This is a genomic window from Lysinibacillus parviboronicapiens, assembly GCF_003049605.2.
GTDB classification, from domain to species: domain Bacteria; phylum Bacillota; class Bacilli; order Bacillales_A; family Planococcaceae; genus Lysinibacillus; species Lysinibacillus parviboronicapiens.
Genome location: NZ_CP073713.1, coordinates 4,063,267 through 4,079,123 on the forward strand (window position 1 = coordinate 4,063,267; position 15,857 = coordinate 4,079,123).

Consider the following 15,857-nt stretch of genomic DNA (forward strand, 5'->3'; position numbering starts at 1 on the left):
TCTTTCACGCCCTTTGAATTTCATCTGCTAATAACGTTTGTGCGCTAGACTTTAAATGTTCGATATCTTGCTCAGTTAATGGCTCGACAAATCGTGCACCACCCGCATGCTGATACAAATCCCTTAGAATATCTTTCCACGCCGAAATGTCCCATTGCTCCATTAAATTTATCACAGATTCAGTTGCCGTAGTTGGTTCATAAGGTGTTGCCGTTCGATGATACATAAGTTTTTGTACCCAACACATCGGCTCGATACCTTCCTCTTCCTCTCGAATGGTTTCAAGCCAAGCTTCTACTGTAGCGTGTTCAAATAAGGCTTCTGCCTGCTCATCGATATTTTTCAAATGTAATTCTACGACAGATGCACCGTATTCTTGACGATTATCAGCTAGTGCCGCTCCACATTTTTCTAGTAATTCATTTGCGTGAAAAACTCCTGTACAGTCAACTTCTACTTTGCTATAAACAACTGCAGAAGTTGGCACAAACATCAATTCAGCCGAAATTTGTGATAATGTGACATCGTAAAAGCCCTTTACCCCTTGCTCATTACGATGGCGACTTTGAATATTTCCTGGATATACGATTGGCGGCTCCTTGTGTAAAAGCTGACGCTTATGAATATGACCAAGCGCCCAGTAATGGTAGTTTTTCTCTAGAAGTTGTTCTTTTTTAAATGGGGCGTATACAGCATGTGTTGTATCACTCGATTCACTGCCATGCAACATGCCGATATGAATAGCATGCTGATCATTCGCAGTAGGGTAACTTTCAATCATTGATTCCTTTATATGTCGTTCACTATAGCTAAAGCCATAGATTTTAACCACTTGACCACGTATTTTCAATTGTACAACACTTGTCTCAGCTGGTAATTCATACACATTACTAGGCAGAGCAAAGCGTGTCCACGAACCATTTAAGTGATCATGATTACCATAGCTCAAAATAACCGGTATGTTGTGCTGAAATAGTACTTCCATCGCGTCTTGAAAACGTCTTTGCGCTTGTAGGCTGCGGTGTTCTCCATCATAAAGATCACCAACTATTAGTAAAAAATCAGGTTTCTCATCAATTGCCTTGTGAATAATTTTCTCGAAAGCCTCAAAAGTACTAGAACGTATTTTTTTAAAATTTTGCTCTGGCAAACCAAATAAACCCTTAAACGGGCTATCCAAATGTAAATCTGCCATGTGGAAAAAACGAATTGCTGTCATCCAATCACCTCAAGTAATAGATAAATTACGCCTTGGCGTAATTATGGTAAGTATAAATTTTCAATTGTGCTGATACAATTGATTCCTTCTAAATGAATTTAATCTAATGTTTTCAGACCAACACTTTTGGAAATAGTCCTTGTTCTAAACATTGCCGAAAGCGAATATTTGTTCTATTTTATCATAATTCATGTCAGATGAAAAAGAATTCAGCGCTATTTCTTCTCACCATTGTAAAAATATTTCCACATTTTTTATAAATTATCAAAATATTCGCTAGTTATTCGTGAAGTTTATAATTCTTCTATGTATAATAGAAATATCTTCAAATAAAGGGTGGGGTTTAGTATGGAGAATTACCGCTTTACAGCTTTTGAAAAAACAGGAGAAACATTATTTGATGAAACATGGACATTTGAAAGCGATGAAGCCGCAAAAATAAGCGGTCAACAGCAAATTGAAGAAAAAGGTGTATCTGAAAAAACACATCGACTTGTTAATGCATCTGGAAAATTAATTCTATTTCATGTTTAGGCGTTGGAATAGGCAAAGGCACCTAGCAAACTATGCTAAGTGCCTTTTAATGTTGTTCATAAACTGAAAGTAAAGCGGCAACAAAAGAAATCATTTTGCCATGACTTGCTATTTATTTACCTGTAAAAACAGGCATTCTTTTTTCTATAAATGCATGGATACCTTCAACGTGATCGGTTGTTTTACGCATAGCCGATTGTCCTTCTGCTTCCATCTCTAAAATGCGCTCTAATTGCGGTAAATTTTGCGCATGTAGTATTTTCTTCGTTGTAATCATGGATACGATTGGAGACGCCAGCATTTTACCAACTAGTTGGTCAGCCATTGCAAAAACAGTACCCTCTGGGGCTACATAATCAATTAAGCCCGCTTCTTGCGCTTCTGTTGCTGTTAGCACTTTGCCCTCCCATATCATTTGTTTAGCCTTCACATTGCCAACACGTTCTTTCATGAAGAAATGACCGCCACCATCAGGAATTAAGCCAATTCCAATAAAATTCATAGCTAGTTTGCTATTTTCACAAGCAACAATGATATCTGCTCCTAGCGTTAAGCTAAACCCTAGGCCTGCTGACGCACCATGAACTGCTGCAATGACTAGCATCGGCAGTTGATAATAAGCCTTCACAATTCGCGTTAAATAGGTCATAGCCTCATCAATATCAAGTGGCTTATCTGGATCTACCATGGCCTTTATATCACCACCAGCAGAAAAGACTTTTCCTTCCCCACGAATAACTAAAACTTGTATTTCTTGCTCTTGTTGAAGAGCTTCAAAACACTCTGCTAATTCTCGCATCATTACACCATCCATCGCATTCATGGCCTGTGGTCGATTTAGCGTTAACGTAGCGCGGCGCTCTAATTTTTCTAATGTAATTGTTGTAAATTCCATGTACTACACCCCCGAATATGAATAGTCATTCACTATGTACTATTCGTGTTTTTTGTGAAAAATCCTTCTCTCCTACGCAAAATAACACTTGATATGCTATATTTAATGTCGAATATTGAATTAAAGGTGGTAAATCGTTGTGACTCAAAAAGACTATCGTGTATTACTTTTTTATAAATATATTGCAATTGAAGACCCTGAAGCATTTGCTGCAGAGCATTTAGCATTATGCAATGAACTCGGACTGCTTGGCCGTATATTAGTTGGTATAGAAGGCATAAACGGCACTGTTTCTGGTACTGTCGAGCAAACAATGGCCTACATGAATCATATGAAAGCTGATACGCGTTTTAACGATATTATGTGGAAAATCGATGAGGTAAAAGGACATACCTTTAAAAAAATGCATGTCCGTCCTCGTCGCGAAATTGTGCATCTTGGCTTAGAAAACGACATTAATCCATTAGAAATCACAGGGGATTATTTAACACCAAAGGAATTCATGACTCGTATGCAAGAGGACAATACGGTTGTCATCGATGCACGCAATGACTATGAATTTGACTTAGGACATTTCCGTGGAGCAGTGCGCCCTGATATCGAGAACTTCCGAGATTTACCCGCTTGGATGGAGGAACACAAGGAAGATTTTGCTGGTAAGAAAATATTAACTTATTGTACAGGGGGTATCCGCTGTGAAAAGTTTTCTGGCTGGTTAAAACGTGAAGGATATGGCGAAAGCGTCGGCCAATTACATGGCGGTATTGCCACATATGCAAAAGACCCTGACGTAAAAGGACAATTATGGGATGGTCAAATGTTTGTCTTTGACCGACGTCGCAGTGTACCAATTAATCAGGTGGAGCATGTTGTTGTAGGCAAAGATTACTTCACAGGCGAGCCGACAGAGCGCTATACCAACTGCGCTAACCCCGCTTGCCATAAATTATTGCTATGCGAAGAAAAACACGAGGGATTTTATATGCGCAGCTGCTCAGACGATTGCCGTCGAGCTGAACGTAACTTCTTCGTTGAAGAAAATGAATGGACAAAAGAGCAAGTTGAGGAACAAATCGCAAAAATTGCACAGGCTCAAATATCTGCAATCTAATTATGCACTGAGTACAGTCTGATAATGATTAGAAAAAAGCATCTCCCTAGGAAGATGCTTTTTTTGCACTTTAAATAACAAAATAGTGACAAGTTTTCTGTTTTAGAGCGACCCATACATCCAGTTGAACTTACAATGACTTCTTCTGAGCTGGGGGATCAGGGATCGCCTTACCTGAGCGGTACGGCACTATACCCGAGCAATACTCCTCTCCATCTGAGCGATACGGTACTTCACCCGAGCAGTAACCTTCCCTCCTAGTGAGATAAGATACTGCTCGCTATTTTAATATATTTTATTTATCAATGGCTAAATATCGTCCAACTTGTCGTCCACTAAATAAGCAGCCTCCCACAAATGTACCTTCTAATGCGCGGTAGCCATGCACACCGCCACCACCAAAGCCACTGACTTCTCCGGCGGCATACAATCCAGGTACGGGCTCACCATTCATTCCGAGTACGGCACCATCAAGATTGGTCTGTAAACCGCCTAATGTCTTACGCGTTAGAATATTTAACCTTACTGCAATCAGTGGCCAATTTTTAGTATCTAAAAATTTATGTGGTTTCGCAACACGCACAATCTTATCTCCCACATAATTTCTTGCACCTTGAATGGCAGTAAGCTGTAAATCCTTCGTGAACTTATTGTCCATTTCCCGGTCTCTGGCTAAAATCTGCTCCTTTATTTTCATAAATTCCAAGAGTTCATTGCCAGCAAGCTTATTCATTCCGTCGACTAAATCCTTTAAATCGTAAGCAATAACAAAATCCTCACCATGATCTTTAAATGCTTGAATCGCTGCAGGTGGGCCGGGTAATACACGTTTTAATACTTCACGAATACTTTTATTGGTTAAATCAGGATTTTGCTCAGATCCAGATAAAGCAAACTCTTTTTCTATAATTTTTTCTGTCAAAATGAACCATGAATAATCATACCCTGTTTTCTGAATGGCTTCTAACGTACTTAACGTATCAAAACCTGGGAAATTTGGTGCCCCAAAGCGATTACCCTCTGCATCAAACCATAATGAGGAAGGGCCTGGCAAAATACGAATACCATGATTTGGCCAAATAGGATCCCAATTTTTCAAGCCCTCAGTATAATGCCACATGCGGTCACGATTGACGACGCGTCCACCCGCATGCTCGGTAATCTCTAGCATTCGGCCATCTACATATGCAGGCACACCGCAAACCATATTTTTTGGAGGTGTGCCGAGACGCTCTGGCCAATTTTTGCGTACCAAATCTATATTTGCACCGATACCACCACTCGCTACAATAACCGCGGTTGCTTCATACGAAAATTCCCCGATACCCAGTCGGGAACTCTTTTCCCCACGCTGCGCAAAACTTTCAGCCAGTATTGTACCACTAATACCTGTGATTCGATTATCCTGTTGGATAAACTCATCTACACGATGCCGTGGCTTAAAGTCTAGAAAACCTGCCTTTATCGCCCTTTTCACCTTGTCAACAAAAGGCTTCACAATGCCGGGACCAGTACCCCAAACAATATGAAATCGCGGGACCGAATTGCCATGGCCTCCAGCTAATGAGCCTCCCCGTTCAGCCCAACCTACAACAGGGAAAAATTTAATGCCCATTGACTTGAGCCATTCATATTTTTCGCCAGCAGCAAAATCAACATATGCCCTTGCCCATTTATTAGCCCAAGAATCTTCATCTTCCAAGCGATCGAAGCCAGCAGTTCCTATCCAATCCTGCCATGCAAGCTCCTTACTATCCTTTATGCCAAGCCTTCTTTGCTCGGGTGTATCCACCAAAAATACGCCACCAAATGACCAGAAAGCCTGACCCCCCATTGAATTTTCTGGTTCTTGATCTACTAACAGTACTTTTTGATTTGCATCAACTAATTCACAAGCGGCAACTAGTCCCGCCAGTCCTGCACCAACAATTGCTACATCGTATTTCATGCCACACCCCCAAAAAATCTAACATTATTTACATACATTCTTCTCTTAGCATTGCTTTCCCTCTTATTTACTTCGAAAAAATGACAAAAGTGTGACAAGGTGAAAACGTTCGCATTCTCCATCAAAGAAAGTGAGTTTTATTCAGATAAACTAGATTATCCCAATTAATTCCCAGATTATTTTTCGCATTTAAAAGTCGATGAACGCCCATGCTAACTGTTTTAGTATATTGCGATAGCGCTTTCATTGTCCTCTCTAAGAAGACGAACAATATATAAAAATAAATATAAAATCGTTCGTGATTAGTTAATTTTCAGACTTTTGAAGTGAAGTTTTTTAATCTTTTTCCGAAAAAATATTGACAAAGGTGAACAATAGGGATTATGATGTTATCAAATTTAATCACACAAAAATATAACGACGGAGACACGCTAGTCGCAAGAGAATCCAAAGAGAGCTGATGGTTGGTGTAAATCAGTGATTTCTACGATATAGTTCCACTCCTGAATAGATAAGCCGAACATTCAAAGTAAGCTTATCCGTCACATGCACGTTACGCATATAGCTAAGACTGCAAGTCAATGTCAAACAAATTTCTGCAGTAATTAAGGGTGGTACCGCGAACCAATGTTTTTTCAGCCTTTCGCCCCTTACGACACACCGAGTGTGTTTGTAAGGCGCGGAAGGCTTTTATATTGTTTTCGAAAAAGAAGGGAGATTGTTTGCATGCTGTAAAGTGTATCAATTTCGCAAATTTCAGACTGTCGTATATAGAGTCCACCACTACTAATTTTATTTAAAGGAGCTAATTACAAATGACTACTGCTACAAAAACTATTAACGTATTTATCGCTGACCCACTAAGTGAAGATGGTATTTTCCCTCTACGCCAAGAAAAAGATTTAGATTTAAATGTTATTATCGACACTGGCCTAGCACCAGAGGAATTGATCGCAAAGATTGGCGACGTAGACGTATTACTAGTGCGTTCTCAAACAACTGTGACACGTGAAGTAATCGAAGCGGCTAAAAATTTAAAATTAATCGGTCGTGCCGGTGTAGGTGTAGATAACATCGATCTTGCTGCTGCAACTGAACACGGTATTATCGTTGTCAATGCACCAGATGGTAACACGAACTCTGCTGCTGAACATACAATTGCCATGATGACTTCTCTTGCTCGTCACATTCCACAAGCATTCAACACACTTAAAAACGGTAAATGGGATCGTAAATCTTATGTTGGGGTTGAGCTTAAAAATAAAACATTAGGCGTTGTTGGCTTCGGTCGTATTGGTGTAGAAGTAGCTTACCGCGCTAAAGGTCAACGTATGAATATTATGGCATATGATCCATTTTTAACAGATGAACGCGCAAAAGAGCTTGGTGTGACAAAATCTACAGTAGAAGAGATTTGTGCAGCCGCTGATTTCATTACAGTACACACACCATTACTACCTGAAACACGTAATCTCATCAATAAAGAGAAATTCGCGATGATGAAAGACGGCGTTCGCATCATTAACTGTGCACGAGGTGGGATCATCAATGAAGACGATTTGTACGATGCTATCGTAGAAGGCAAAGTAGCAGGCGCAGCGCTTGACGTATTCGTTTCTGAGCCAGCAACAGATCACAAACTACTTACTTTACCACAAGTGATTGCAACTCCTCACTTAGGTGCATCAACAATTGAAGCACAAGAGTCTGTAGCGGTTGACGTATCAAATGACATCATTAAATTCTATAAAACAGGTACTGTAACGAACCCAGTAAACATGCCTTCAATTCCGAAAGAACTACTTGCTCAGGTGGAACCTTTCTTCGAATTAGCAGAAAAACTTGGGTCATTCTTATCTCAAATAACAGCTGAACCGGTTAAAGAAATTAACTTATCATATGCAGGTGAAGTAGCAAACTATGATGTGCGTCCATTAACTTCAAATGCACTAAAAGGCTTACTTTCTAAAAATCATGGTAATCATGTCAATGACGTAAATGCTCGTTACCTATCTGAGCGTATTGGCATGAAAATTAACGAACACAAAACAACAACTGCAAAAGGTTTCACGAGCTTAATTACAATTGAAGTAAAAACAGCTAATGAAACACACACAGTTGCTGGTACATTATTAAACGGTCTTGGTGCACGTATTGTCAAAGTAGAAGAATATGTTGTTGACGTTGTACCACAGGGTCATCTTCTATATATTAAAAACACAGACAAACCAGGTGCAATCGGTCGTGTAGCAACAAAGCTTGCTGAAAAAGATATCAACATTGCCACAATGCAAGTTGGCCGTGCTCAAATTGGTGGAACAGCTGTTATGATGTTAACAGTCGATAATATTGTCACAGATGAAGACTTGGCATTCGTTTCACAACTTGAAAATATTGATGAAGTAAAAGCGATTGACCTATAAGTAATGTTAATTATTTCAGCAGAGAGTTTAGTGCTCTCTGCTTTTTTTTTGCCTAAAAGATACTTTTTTCAAAGTCATTCGTCTTTAAGGAAAAGGAGGTGCACATATTGTCAATTGAAGAGTTATTTTATTTACATAATCAAACGATTTTCAAATACTTATACTACTTACTCAATGATTAAAAATTAGCTGAGGATTTCACACAAGAAACCTTTATTCGTTACTTCAAATATGAACAAACAATTAAAGAAGGTGCAGAACTCGCATGGCTCAGGCGAACTGCACGTAACCTTGCCTACGACCATTACCGTAGAAAAAAGCTTATTCAATTTGTACCATTTTTAAATCAAGATGTGGAGCTTGAACAAAGCATTCCCCATACCCCACATCAATGGCTGATTCAACAAGAAGAAGCTAAAGCACTTTACTTAGCTATTAGCAAACTTAAGCTCGCTTATCGAGATGTCCTTATTTTACGTAAAATCGAGTGTCTATCTATTCAGGAAACCTGTGATGTACTGGGATGGAACGAAGGGAAAGTAAAAAACACATTAAAACGTGCGCTTCTTGCATTAAAAAAACAGCTTGGAGGTGAATTGGATGAAGAAGTATGAGGAGTCTTGGCAACATTTACGTAAGTTGAACCTATCAAAGCAACAACAGGATAAAATGCTGCAACATATTACAGCGCCTACAGCAATCGAATTTCAACCTACGAAAAAATCTTGGAAATTCTCTGCCGTGTCCATGCTCTTTCTAGCTGTACTTACAGTTTTAATTTTGTCGATATTACAGGAGCCTACCACTCCTCCACTCACAACAGATACGAAAAAAACAATTACCCAAGTCTATGCACGCACAAATGAGGATAAAGAAACGTTTATAGCAAAAGAATCCTGTCTTAATGTCCCTCAGCAGTGCTTTACTAATAAACAGTATTTAACTAACCTTCAACTGCAAATGGAACAAGCACCCACTGTCACAGTGTCAACTGAACAATGGAAAGCTAGTGATTATTTCTCACATGAGGATGTCCTTATTATCTATATAGATGGCACCACACAAAAATGGAAGGTTTTTTCCAATGATATTTTCTTGAATGTCCAAACACAGCAGGCAATACAACTCGAAAGAGGATTTGATGCCCTAGCATATTACTATGATCATTTACGTTCAAAAAAACTAGTTATAGCAAATATCTTCCTATTACTTTCACATCTATCATTATGGATCGCTAAGAAAAGGATGCCTCATACTGAACGACGATTTTTTGCTGCCACAGTAGCGCATGCCATCGCAAATGCTATCATGTTACTATTATTTTTAAGTATTTTATTTGGTATCTACCTGATGAATAATACCGTACATGCGTCAATTATTTTTTGTTTATTTGCGCTGTATTCCACGATGCAAATTTATTATAGAAAAAAAGCTGGCGAACCACGAGGTTATCTCATTGCAAGTGCCGTCGTTCAACTATGTTTTGGACTTGGTTTTACATTTATATACCTGACATTAAATGTACACTTTTAAATACCTGATGCTGTCCAATAACTATAAATTATTGGGCGGCTTTTTGTGCAACAAGACAGACTTATAGCACAAGTACCCCAGAAACACTTTTGAGATACCCCTACCGAATGAAATGAATGTTAGCCCTCACTTCAACACAATACAAATATTTTTTGCTTCAGTGAAAAATTCCAAGCTATGGTAGCCCTCTTCACGTCCTACACCACTCTTTTTGAAACCTCCAAACGGAGCACGTAAGTCACGCACAAACCAGCAATTTACCCAAATTGTACCTGCACGGACATCATGTGAGATTCGGTGTGCACGTTGTAGATTTTCTGTCCAGACAACTGCATTTAAACCTTACTCTGTACCGTTTGCAATCTCAAGTGCTTCTGCCTCTGTATGAAACGGAATAATTGTAACGATAGGACCGAAATTTTCCTCTTGGCAAATGCGCGCTTGCGGATTTTCTTGTAAATAAATTGTCGGTTGCAAATAGTAGCCCGTACTTAAAGGTGCTGGTAAATCAGGACGCTCTCCTCCGTAAATACGCGTCAATTTTCATATTCAGCGATGCTTAAATAGCTGGTTACCTTGTTATAATGTGTTTCACTTACGACTGGTCCCATATTCGTTTTTGAATCTTGTGGATCACCAACAACTAATGCTGCAGCCGCTTCTTTAAAACGTGTAAGGAATTCATCCAAGATGGTACGTTGCACTAAAATAGCCGCGGAAAATTTGAAATTTTTTGCTGACTTTATGGAACATGAGGGCGGCGAGGTATACCCAATGGATGATGCGTATTTAAATTATATGCGCTATGAACAGGTTGGGGTTGCTGCGTTAATTACACCTTGGAATTTACCTTTTATGCTAACAACGTGGAAACTCGGCACAACGTTCAGATAAAGGCATTGTTCGCCAAGGCCCTTTTTCGAAAGCTTGCCGCGCTGCTTCACAGGCACAATCCACGTCTTCAAAGCTTGCTTCATGAACCTTTGCAATTATTTCCTGAGTCGCAGGATTTTTCACCTCGAACAATGTTTGAGAAGAAGATTCGATATATTCCCCATTTATAAATAGCTTTACTTCCCTCAATTTATATCTATTCTTACAGCTACAAGACTAGTTTCTAAATATAAAGTAAGCGCTTTCTTATTATGAAGTAAATGAATATAATTATCGAAATTACTAAATTCAAAGTGTTTAAGTTTATAAATAATAATAGTATATATTTAATTTCAGACAATTTATTTTTCTTTAAATGTTTCCCAACACCATCAAAGAGTATCTATTGTTCAAGAAAAAAAGTACTGTTCCTAAAAGAATCAGTACTTGTTCTGTAAATAGTTGCTGTTAAAGCTCTTTCACAAGCTCTAATAATGCTGTTAAAGAATCTACTTCGAATGTTGGTGTTACATTCCCCGTTAGTTTGTTGTTTTCACGGTTAATCCAAACGTTACGAATTCCAACACGAGAGGAACCTAAAATATCAGTATTTAAGTTATCGCCAACCATAATTGCCTCGTCAGCTGTGATACCAGCCTTTTCTATCACATGCTCAAAGATGGATGCATCTGGTTTACCTTTACCAAAGTCTCCTGAAATAATGATATGGTTGAAATATGGTGCAATTTCCGGTGTAATTTCTAACTTTAAGTTTTGTAGGCTTGGTGCGCCATTTGTTAGTAATATGAGTTGATACTTATCTTTCAGCTCATCTAAAACTGCAAAAGTATCTTCATATAGAAATGGCGACATTTTGCGTTCTGCTACAAAATGTTCTCCCAGTTCAGCCCCTAGCTTCGCATCATCGATTCCAAGAGCCGCTAACCCCTTAGTCCACGCCTCTGTACGGTACCCTGGTACAAGCCCTTTCATCTTTTGGAAATTTTCAGTCGAATCATCAAATGTTCCCCAAAGCCCCTCGAATGGGTTAATGCCGATTAACACCGTATAATCATATGTTTCATAGCCTTCGTAAAGCGCACGTGCTTCTTTGCGCACCGCTTCTTCTAAGTCAGCTGGATTTACCGTATGTATCGTTGCCGCATATTGACAAGTTTTTTCAAATGCTGTTTTTACAGATTTTTTATCCCATAAAAGCGTATCGTCTAAATCAAAAATAATTGTATTAATTGACATTGTGTCAGCTCCTAGCTTCTTTTCTACTTGAACAAAAAGCATTCATACCGCTTATTTTAGCATATTTTCAGAATTGTTAGCATGGCATTTTGTGCATATTCCTGCTCCTTCAACCGCTTTGTTTTGCGAACTGTATCTTCAACAGACAAAATGTAAGTAAAACAACTACGTGTTCTACTCACATAGTATTTTAGTGTGGCATAGAAACTGACAAGCTAGTATCTTTCATAGAACCTTGAACTTTGCAGGAAAATTCATTCAACCATCAAGATGATTATTTTTTCTGCGTAATCTTTCCATTAAACTGTGAATTTCAGCCTTTTTTTGTGCTGTTTCTTCGTTTAAAACTTCAATATGGTATGTGTCACCGATTTCCTCTATAAGCACACGGTCACCAGCTTGAATTTGCTTATCAATTGCAGCTAGCGATAAAATTACTTGCTCTACCTCATCTGGATATTTTAAAAAAATAGCATAACCGTCTTCAATACGGTCTAAAGTATATTTAGTCGAGCTCACTGACAACATCCCCTTTCGCATTCCGTAATTGTGCGGTATCTCCATCATTTAGCCAAATTTGTCTAGTTGTCCATTTTAAATAATTTTGACCCTCACGTGCGTCTGACCCACTCGTTACATAAATCGTTTTACCAGGCTGTAATGTCACATTTGGAAAGTTGAAAATTTGGTTACCCTCAATTGAAACGAGCTGCCAATCTTTCAGTGCCACTGCTTCTATACCGTTGTTTTGAATAGTAACTACTTCATTTACTAAATCTTTGCTAATAAGTTCTACCGTAACATTGTGGGTTGGCGATGTTGTGGCAACTGTTTCCGACCACTCGTTTGCGCTTACATCATAGTTTCCCCCATCTGTTGATACGATAACTGACCCCGTCTCGGCAGTTGCATAAATTTTACTACCAATCGCTTGTAAACGCTCTACAACCTCAACATGTGGATGCCCATATTTATTGTCCTTACCATAGCTCAAAATAGTCACTTCTGGATGTACTGCTTGAATAAAACTTTGCGAGCTACTCGTATTGGAGCCATGATGTCCTGCTTTTAAGACCGTTGCTTTAACATCTTGCGCTAGCATTTCTTTTTCTAAAGCGACACCTGCATCCCCCGTTAATAAAAATGATATATCACCATAAGTAAGTTTTAATACAATTGATGCATCATTATTATCCGATGCAGTTTCATTGGCGTTTAGCACTGTCACATCTATTTTCTCATCAAGCATAATATGGTCGCCTGTTTTCGGCACATTATAAGGTATATTTTTTGTATCAATAAGCGTCAGCATATCTTCAAAAGTTTGGGATGTATGTATTTTCCCTGAATCGTAAAATTGCTCGATGTCAATTGAATTCAACACAGGGATTAAGCCACCAATATGATCGGCATCTGGATGTGTTGCTACTACAATATCAAGCTTTTTCACACCTAGTTCATGTAAATAAGAAACAATGTGCTGTCCAGCCCCTTTGACACCTCCATCTACAAGCATCGTTTTGCCATTTGGTGATTCTATTAAAATTGAATCTCCCTGACCCACATCAATAAAATGTACAAGCATTTGCTGTCCTGCTGTTACTGCTTTTTTTTCCGGTTCCACTGGCATCGTACAACCAGCTAATAAAAACATAATAAATAGCCCTACTAAAAAATTTTTCAATCTTATAACTTCCTTTCTATCATTCTATTATACAAAAAAGAGAGCATCCCAGAAGGTAGCTCCCTTTACTTATTAAACTAATATCCACCATAAAATCATCGTTACAAGAATTGTTACAAGTCCTTGTAATAATGTTGCTACTGTTTGTGCCTTATACGCCTGTGTAACTTCCATCCCACTGTATTGTGTAATAACCCAGAAAAAGCTGTCATTCACATGACTAACTGTCATGGCTCCCGCCCCAATAGCCATAACCACTAGTGCTAGCGGAACTGCACCCTCAATGCCAAGGGTTACTAGTATTGGTGCTACAAGTGAAGACGTAATAACAAGTGCTGTTGTAGATGAACCTTGTGCTGTTTTTAATGCCGCCGCTACGATAAATGGCACGAATTAAAACTATAGGTAGTACAATTGGTAAAAATGCTTTAAACGTTGAAGGCATTTTACCAAATGATTTTAGTATTTCTTCATAATCTAATGCTTCTAAGTCGTCTTCAGGTACACGAATTTTCGTTGCAACTTTCACCGACCATAAATAGCCAACAAATGTTGCGGGGATTGCTGCTAACAAACCTATAACGATCACTGTTCCTAGATAATTTGCTGCACCAATATTTCCTGCTGCCGCAATTGGCCCTGGGGTAGGAGGTACTAACACATGAGTTGCAAATAATCCTGTGGCCAAAGCAACTGCCATTGAAGCAATAGTGACATTCGCACGCTTTGCTAAAGATTTTTGTAAACTCGATAGAATAATAAAACCTGAATCACAAAATACAGAGATTGACACAATATAACCGATTAAGGACATTGCTAATTGTGGACGTTTTGGGCCAACTATTCGTAATACGACTTCCGCCATTCGATAAGCCGCACCTGATTTTTCTAAGATTAAGCCAATAATAGTACCTGCTACAATGACTAAACCTATGCTTGTCATCAACCCACCAAAGCCCGTATTAATACTTTCAACAACTGTTAGTAATGGCATACCTGATGCAATACCTACAAAGAATGCACTTATTAATAGGGCTATAAATGGATGTAACTTCAACTTGGCAGTTCCCAGCACAACAAATAATACCCCTATTAAAATAATGATGAACAACATTTACTCAGCCCCCATTTGTATATAATGTTCAAATATCTTTTTTGTTTTCAGGCGAATGAAGTGATAAGGCTCTTGTATGGCCTGCTGTAAAGTAGTATTTGTATCGACTAAAGATTCGACTTTAACGAAATGTTCAAGCAATGCCAATCTATCGCTTTCATCTATAGAGCCCGACAATAAAACCGTGGGCACACCTGTTGCTTTTGCAACATTTGCTACCCCTAACGGTGCCTTTCCATGTAATGTTTGACAATCGGATTTACCTTCACCTGTTATCACAAATTGTGCGCTTACTAAATGCTTTTCTAACTGCACAGCATTTATCACAATTTCAATACCTGCATGAAAAGTACCATGTAAAAAAGCTATTAATGCACCTCCAAGCCCCCCAGCTGCGCCTGCTCCCTTATAATCGTGTAAGCGAATATGATATTGTTTTTCAACAATGTCTGCAAAATGCTTTAAACAATTATCGTAATGGCTTATTAGCTGTTGTTTCACTCCTTTCTGTGGTCCAAAAATTGCCGTTGCCCCATGCTCCCCAATCAATGGGTTATCTACATCGCATGCAATAATAAAATTGGCTTCAGCCAAACGCGAATCCAAGTGACTTACGTCTATTGTCTTTAAATTTAACAATGCTGATACCCCATCAGCGATTGCTGTCCCGTCTTCCTTCTTGAATTGCAGACCAAGTGCTTTTAACATCCCAATACCAGCATCATTCGTTGCACTACCGCCAATGCCGATAATAAACTGTCTAAATCCTTCATCAAGAGCAGCCTTTATTAACTGACCTGTCCCATATGTTGTGGCTAGTTCAGGATTTTTCTCACTGTCCTGCAACAGCGTAATTCCAGAGGCCTGTGCCATCTCAATTACACATGTTTCGTTATCCCCAAGCACACCATACTGGGCCTCAATCATCCTTCCCAATGGATCAACGACATTTGCTGTAAAATATCGCCCTTTCGTTGAGGCAATGAGAGAGGCTAGCGTACCTTCTCCACCATCTGCTACTGGTAGAATGACAGTTTCAATCGATTGATTAACGTCCAAGATGCCTGCTTGCATCGCATTCGCAACTTCTATTGCCGACAAAGTACCTTTATAGGAATCTGGACTAATAATGACTTTCATTTCATACCTCCACTGTTTACGGCAATTCACATTTACCTAAATGTTATATTTACCAATATTCAAATCTTTGGTATTTTTTAATAAACCTTATGATATTAAGCGCTTACAATTCATTATAATGACAAT

General features: G+C 38.8%; 14 protein-coding genes, 3 pseudogenes and 1 other annotated feature. Of the genes and pseudogenes, 6 read left to right on the forward strand and 11 right to left on the reverse strand.

Going from position 1 to position 15,857, the window contains the following annotated elements:
* Window positions 1-4 precede the first annotated feature (4 nt).
* On the reverse strand, window positions 5-1,219 hold the full coding sequence (locus C9J31_RS19655) for a metallophosphoesterase family protein (RefSeq protein ID WP_107951254.1): 1,215 nt from the start codon (window positions 1,217-1,219) through the stop codon (window positions 5-7).
* Between the two features lie 348 nt (window positions 1,220-1,567).
* On the opposite strand from C9J31_RS19655, the gene C9J31_RS19660 reads away from it, so the two are divergent.
* The gene (locus C9J31_RS19660; protein WP_107926752.1) at window positions 1,568-1,753 is read left to right on the forward strand and encodes a YhzD family protein; all 186 of its coding nucleotides are present in this window, start codon (window positions 1,568-1,570) and stop codon (window positions 1,751-1,753) included.
* 112 nt (window positions 1,754-1,865) lie between these two features.
* On the opposite strand, the gene C9J31_RS19665 is transcribed toward C9J31_RS19660, so the two are convergent.
* Window positions 1,866-2,648, reverse strand: coding sequence for an enoyl-CoA hydratase (locus C9J31_RS19665; protein ID WP_107926754.1), 783 nt, complete (start codon window positions 2,646-2,648; stop codon window positions 1,866-1,868).
* A 139-nt stretch (window positions 2,649-2,787) separates the two neighbouring features.
* Here C9J31_RS19665 and trhO point away from each other — a divergent pair, with 139 nt between their 5' ends.
* Window positions 2,788-3,759, forward strand: coding sequence for an oxygen-dependent tRNA uridine(34) hydroxylase TrhO (gene trhO / locus C9J31_RS19670; protein ID WP_107951255.1), 972 nt, complete (start codon window positions 2,788-2,790; stop codon window positions 3,757-3,759).
* Between the two features lie 295 nt (window positions 3,760-4,054).
* Here the strand turns inward: trhO and C9J31_RS19675 are convergent, their stop codons facing one another.
* Window positions 4,055-5,707 carry an FAD-binding dehydrogenase gene (locus C9J31_RS19675; RefSeq protein WP_107951256.1) on the reverse strand — a complete coding sequence of 551 codons (1,653 nt, stop codon included), beginning with the start codon at window positions 5,705-5,707 and terminating at the stop codon, window positions 4,055-4,057.
* A gap of 408 nt (window positions 5,708-6,115) precedes the next feature.
* Window positions 6,116-6,361 (forward strand) — a binding site (T-box leader).
* A gap of 161 nt (window positions 6,362-6,522) precedes the next feature.
* On the opposite strand from C9J31_RS19675, the gene serA reads away from it, so the two are divergent.
* The 3 genes and pseudogenes from serA to C9J31_RS19690 all read left to right on the forward strand — a co-directional run bounded on the left by serA (window position 6,523) and on the right by C9J31_RS19690 (window position 9,663).
* On the forward strand, window positions 6,523-8,130 hold the full coding sequence (gene serA / locus C9J31_RS19680; protein WP_107951257.1) for a phosphoglycerate dehydrogenase: 1,608 nt from the start codon (window positions 6,523-6,525) through the stop codon (window positions 8,128-8,130).
* Window positions 8,131-8,330: 200 nt separating this feature from the next.
* Window positions 8,331-8,744: pseudogene (locus tag C9J31_RS19685) on the forward strand (RNA polymerase sigma factor); the annotation flags it as partial.
* Window positions 8,731-9,663 carry a hypothetical protein gene (locus C9J31_RS19690; RefSeq protein WP_107951258.1) on the forward strand — a complete coding sequence of 311 codons (933 nt, stop codon included), beginning with the start codon at window positions 8,731-8,733 and terminating at the stop codon, window positions 9,661-9,663. The pseudogene C9J31_RS19685 and the gene C9J31_RS19690, both read left to right, overlap by 14 nt.
* A gap of 126 nt (window positions 9,664-9,789) precedes the next feature.
* Here C9J31_RS19690 and C9J31_RS24060 read toward each other — a convergent pair.
* A pseudogene (locus C9J31_RS24060) lies at window positions 9,790-10,203 on the reverse strand (aldehyde dehydrogenase family protein).
* Window positions 10,200-10,367, reverse strand: a complete 168-nt coding sequence (locus C9J31_RS24065; RefSeq protein WP_274520151.1) for an aldehyde dehydrogenase family protein — start codon at window positions 10,365-10,367, stop codon at window positions 10,200-10,202. The pseudogene C9J31_RS24060 and the gene C9J31_RS24065 overlap by 4 nt, the downstream one beginning before the upstream one ends.
* Between C9J31_RS24065 and C9J31_RS19700 the strand changes: the two genes are divergently transcribed.
* The gene (locus tag C9J31_RS19700; protein WP_244854838.1) at window positions 10,354-10,557 is read left to right on the forward strand and encodes an aldehyde dehydrogenase family protein; all 204 of its coding nucleotides are present in this window, start codon (window positions 10,354-10,356) and stop codon (window positions 10,555-10,557) included. The two genes, C9J31_RS24065 and C9J31_RS19700, sit on opposite strands and share 14 nt — an antisense overlap.
* On the opposite strand, the gene C9J31_RS19705 is transcribed toward C9J31_RS19700, so the two are convergent.
* The 6 genes and pseudogenes from C9J31_RS19705 to C9J31_RS19730 form a co-directional block, all read right to left on the reverse strand.
* Entirely contained in the window at window positions 10,522-10,680 is a 159-nt protein-coding gene (locus tag C9J31_RS19705; RefSeq protein ID WP_235616403.1) for an aldehyde dehydrogenase family protein, read from the reverse strand. The two genes, C9J31_RS19700 and C9J31_RS19705, sit on opposite strands and share 36 nt — an antisense overlap.
* A gap of 324 nt (window positions 10,681-11,004) precedes the next feature.
* A complete protein-coding gene (locus C9J31_RS19710; protein ID WP_107951259.1) occupies window positions 11,005-11,793 on the reverse strand; it encodes an HAD family hydrolase in 789 nt (262 codons plus the stop codon).
* A 258-nt stretch (window positions 11,794-12,051) separates the two neighbouring features.
* Entirely contained in the window at window positions 12,052-12,312 is a 261-nt protein-coding gene (locus C9J31_RS19715; protein ID WP_107926935.1) for a DUF3006 domain-containing protein, read from the reverse strand.
* Window positions 12,299-13,477, reverse strand: a complete 1,179-nt coding sequence (locus C9J31_RS19720) for an MBL fold metallo-hydrolase (RefSeq protein WP_107951260.1) — start codon at window positions 13,475-13,477, stop codon at window positions 12,299-12,301. The genes C9J31_RS19715 and C9J31_RS19720 overlap by 14 nt, the downstream gene beginning before the upstream one ends.
* A 72-nt stretch (window positions 13,478-13,549) precedes the next feature.
* Window positions 13,550-14,591: pseudogene (locus C9J31_RS19725) on the reverse strand (GntP family permease).
* On the reverse strand, window positions 14,592-15,731 hold the full coding sequence (locus C9J31_RS19730; protein ID WP_107951261.1) for a glycerate kinase: 1,140 nt from the start codon (window positions 15,729-15,731) through the stop codon (window positions 14,592-14,594).
* Between the last annotated feature and the right edge of the window lie 126 nt (window positions 15,732-15,857).

Coding starts and splice junctions, on each gene's coding strand:
- C9J31_RS19730 (WP_107951261.1), bottom strand. CDS start 15,731: ATGAAAGTCATTATTAGTCCAGATTCCTATAAAGGTACTTTGTCGGCA.
- C9J31_RS19690 (WP_107951258.1), top strand. CDS start 8,731: ATGAAGAAGTATGAGGAGTCTTGGCAACATTTACGTAAGTTGAACCTA.
- C9J31_RS19655 (WP_107951254.1), bottom strand. CDS start 1,219: ATGACAGCAATTCGTTTTTTCCACATGGCAGATTTACATTTGGATAGC.
- serA (WP_107951257.1), top strand. CDS start 6,523: ATGACTACTGCTACAAAAACTATTAACGTATTTATCGCTGACCCACTA.
- C9J31_RS19660 (WP_107926752.1), top strand. CDS start 1,568: ATGGAGAATTACCGCTTTACAGCTTTTGAAAAAACAGGAGAAACATTA.
- C9J31_RS19700 (WP_244854838.1), top strand. CDS start 10,354: ATGGTACGTTGCACTAAAATAGCCGCGGAAAATTTGAAATTTTTTGCT.
- C9J31_RS19710 (WP_107951259.1), bottom strand. CDS start 11,793: ATGTCAATTAATACAATTATTTTTGATTTAGACGATACGCTTTTATGG.
- C9J31_RS19675 (WP_107951256.1), bottom strand. CDS start 5,707: ATGAAATACGATGTAGCAATTGTTGGTGCAGGACTGGCGGGACTAGTT.
- C9J31_RS19665 (WP_107926754.1), bottom strand. CDS start 2,648: ATGGAATTTACAACAATTACATTAGAAAAATTAGAGCGCCGCGCTACG.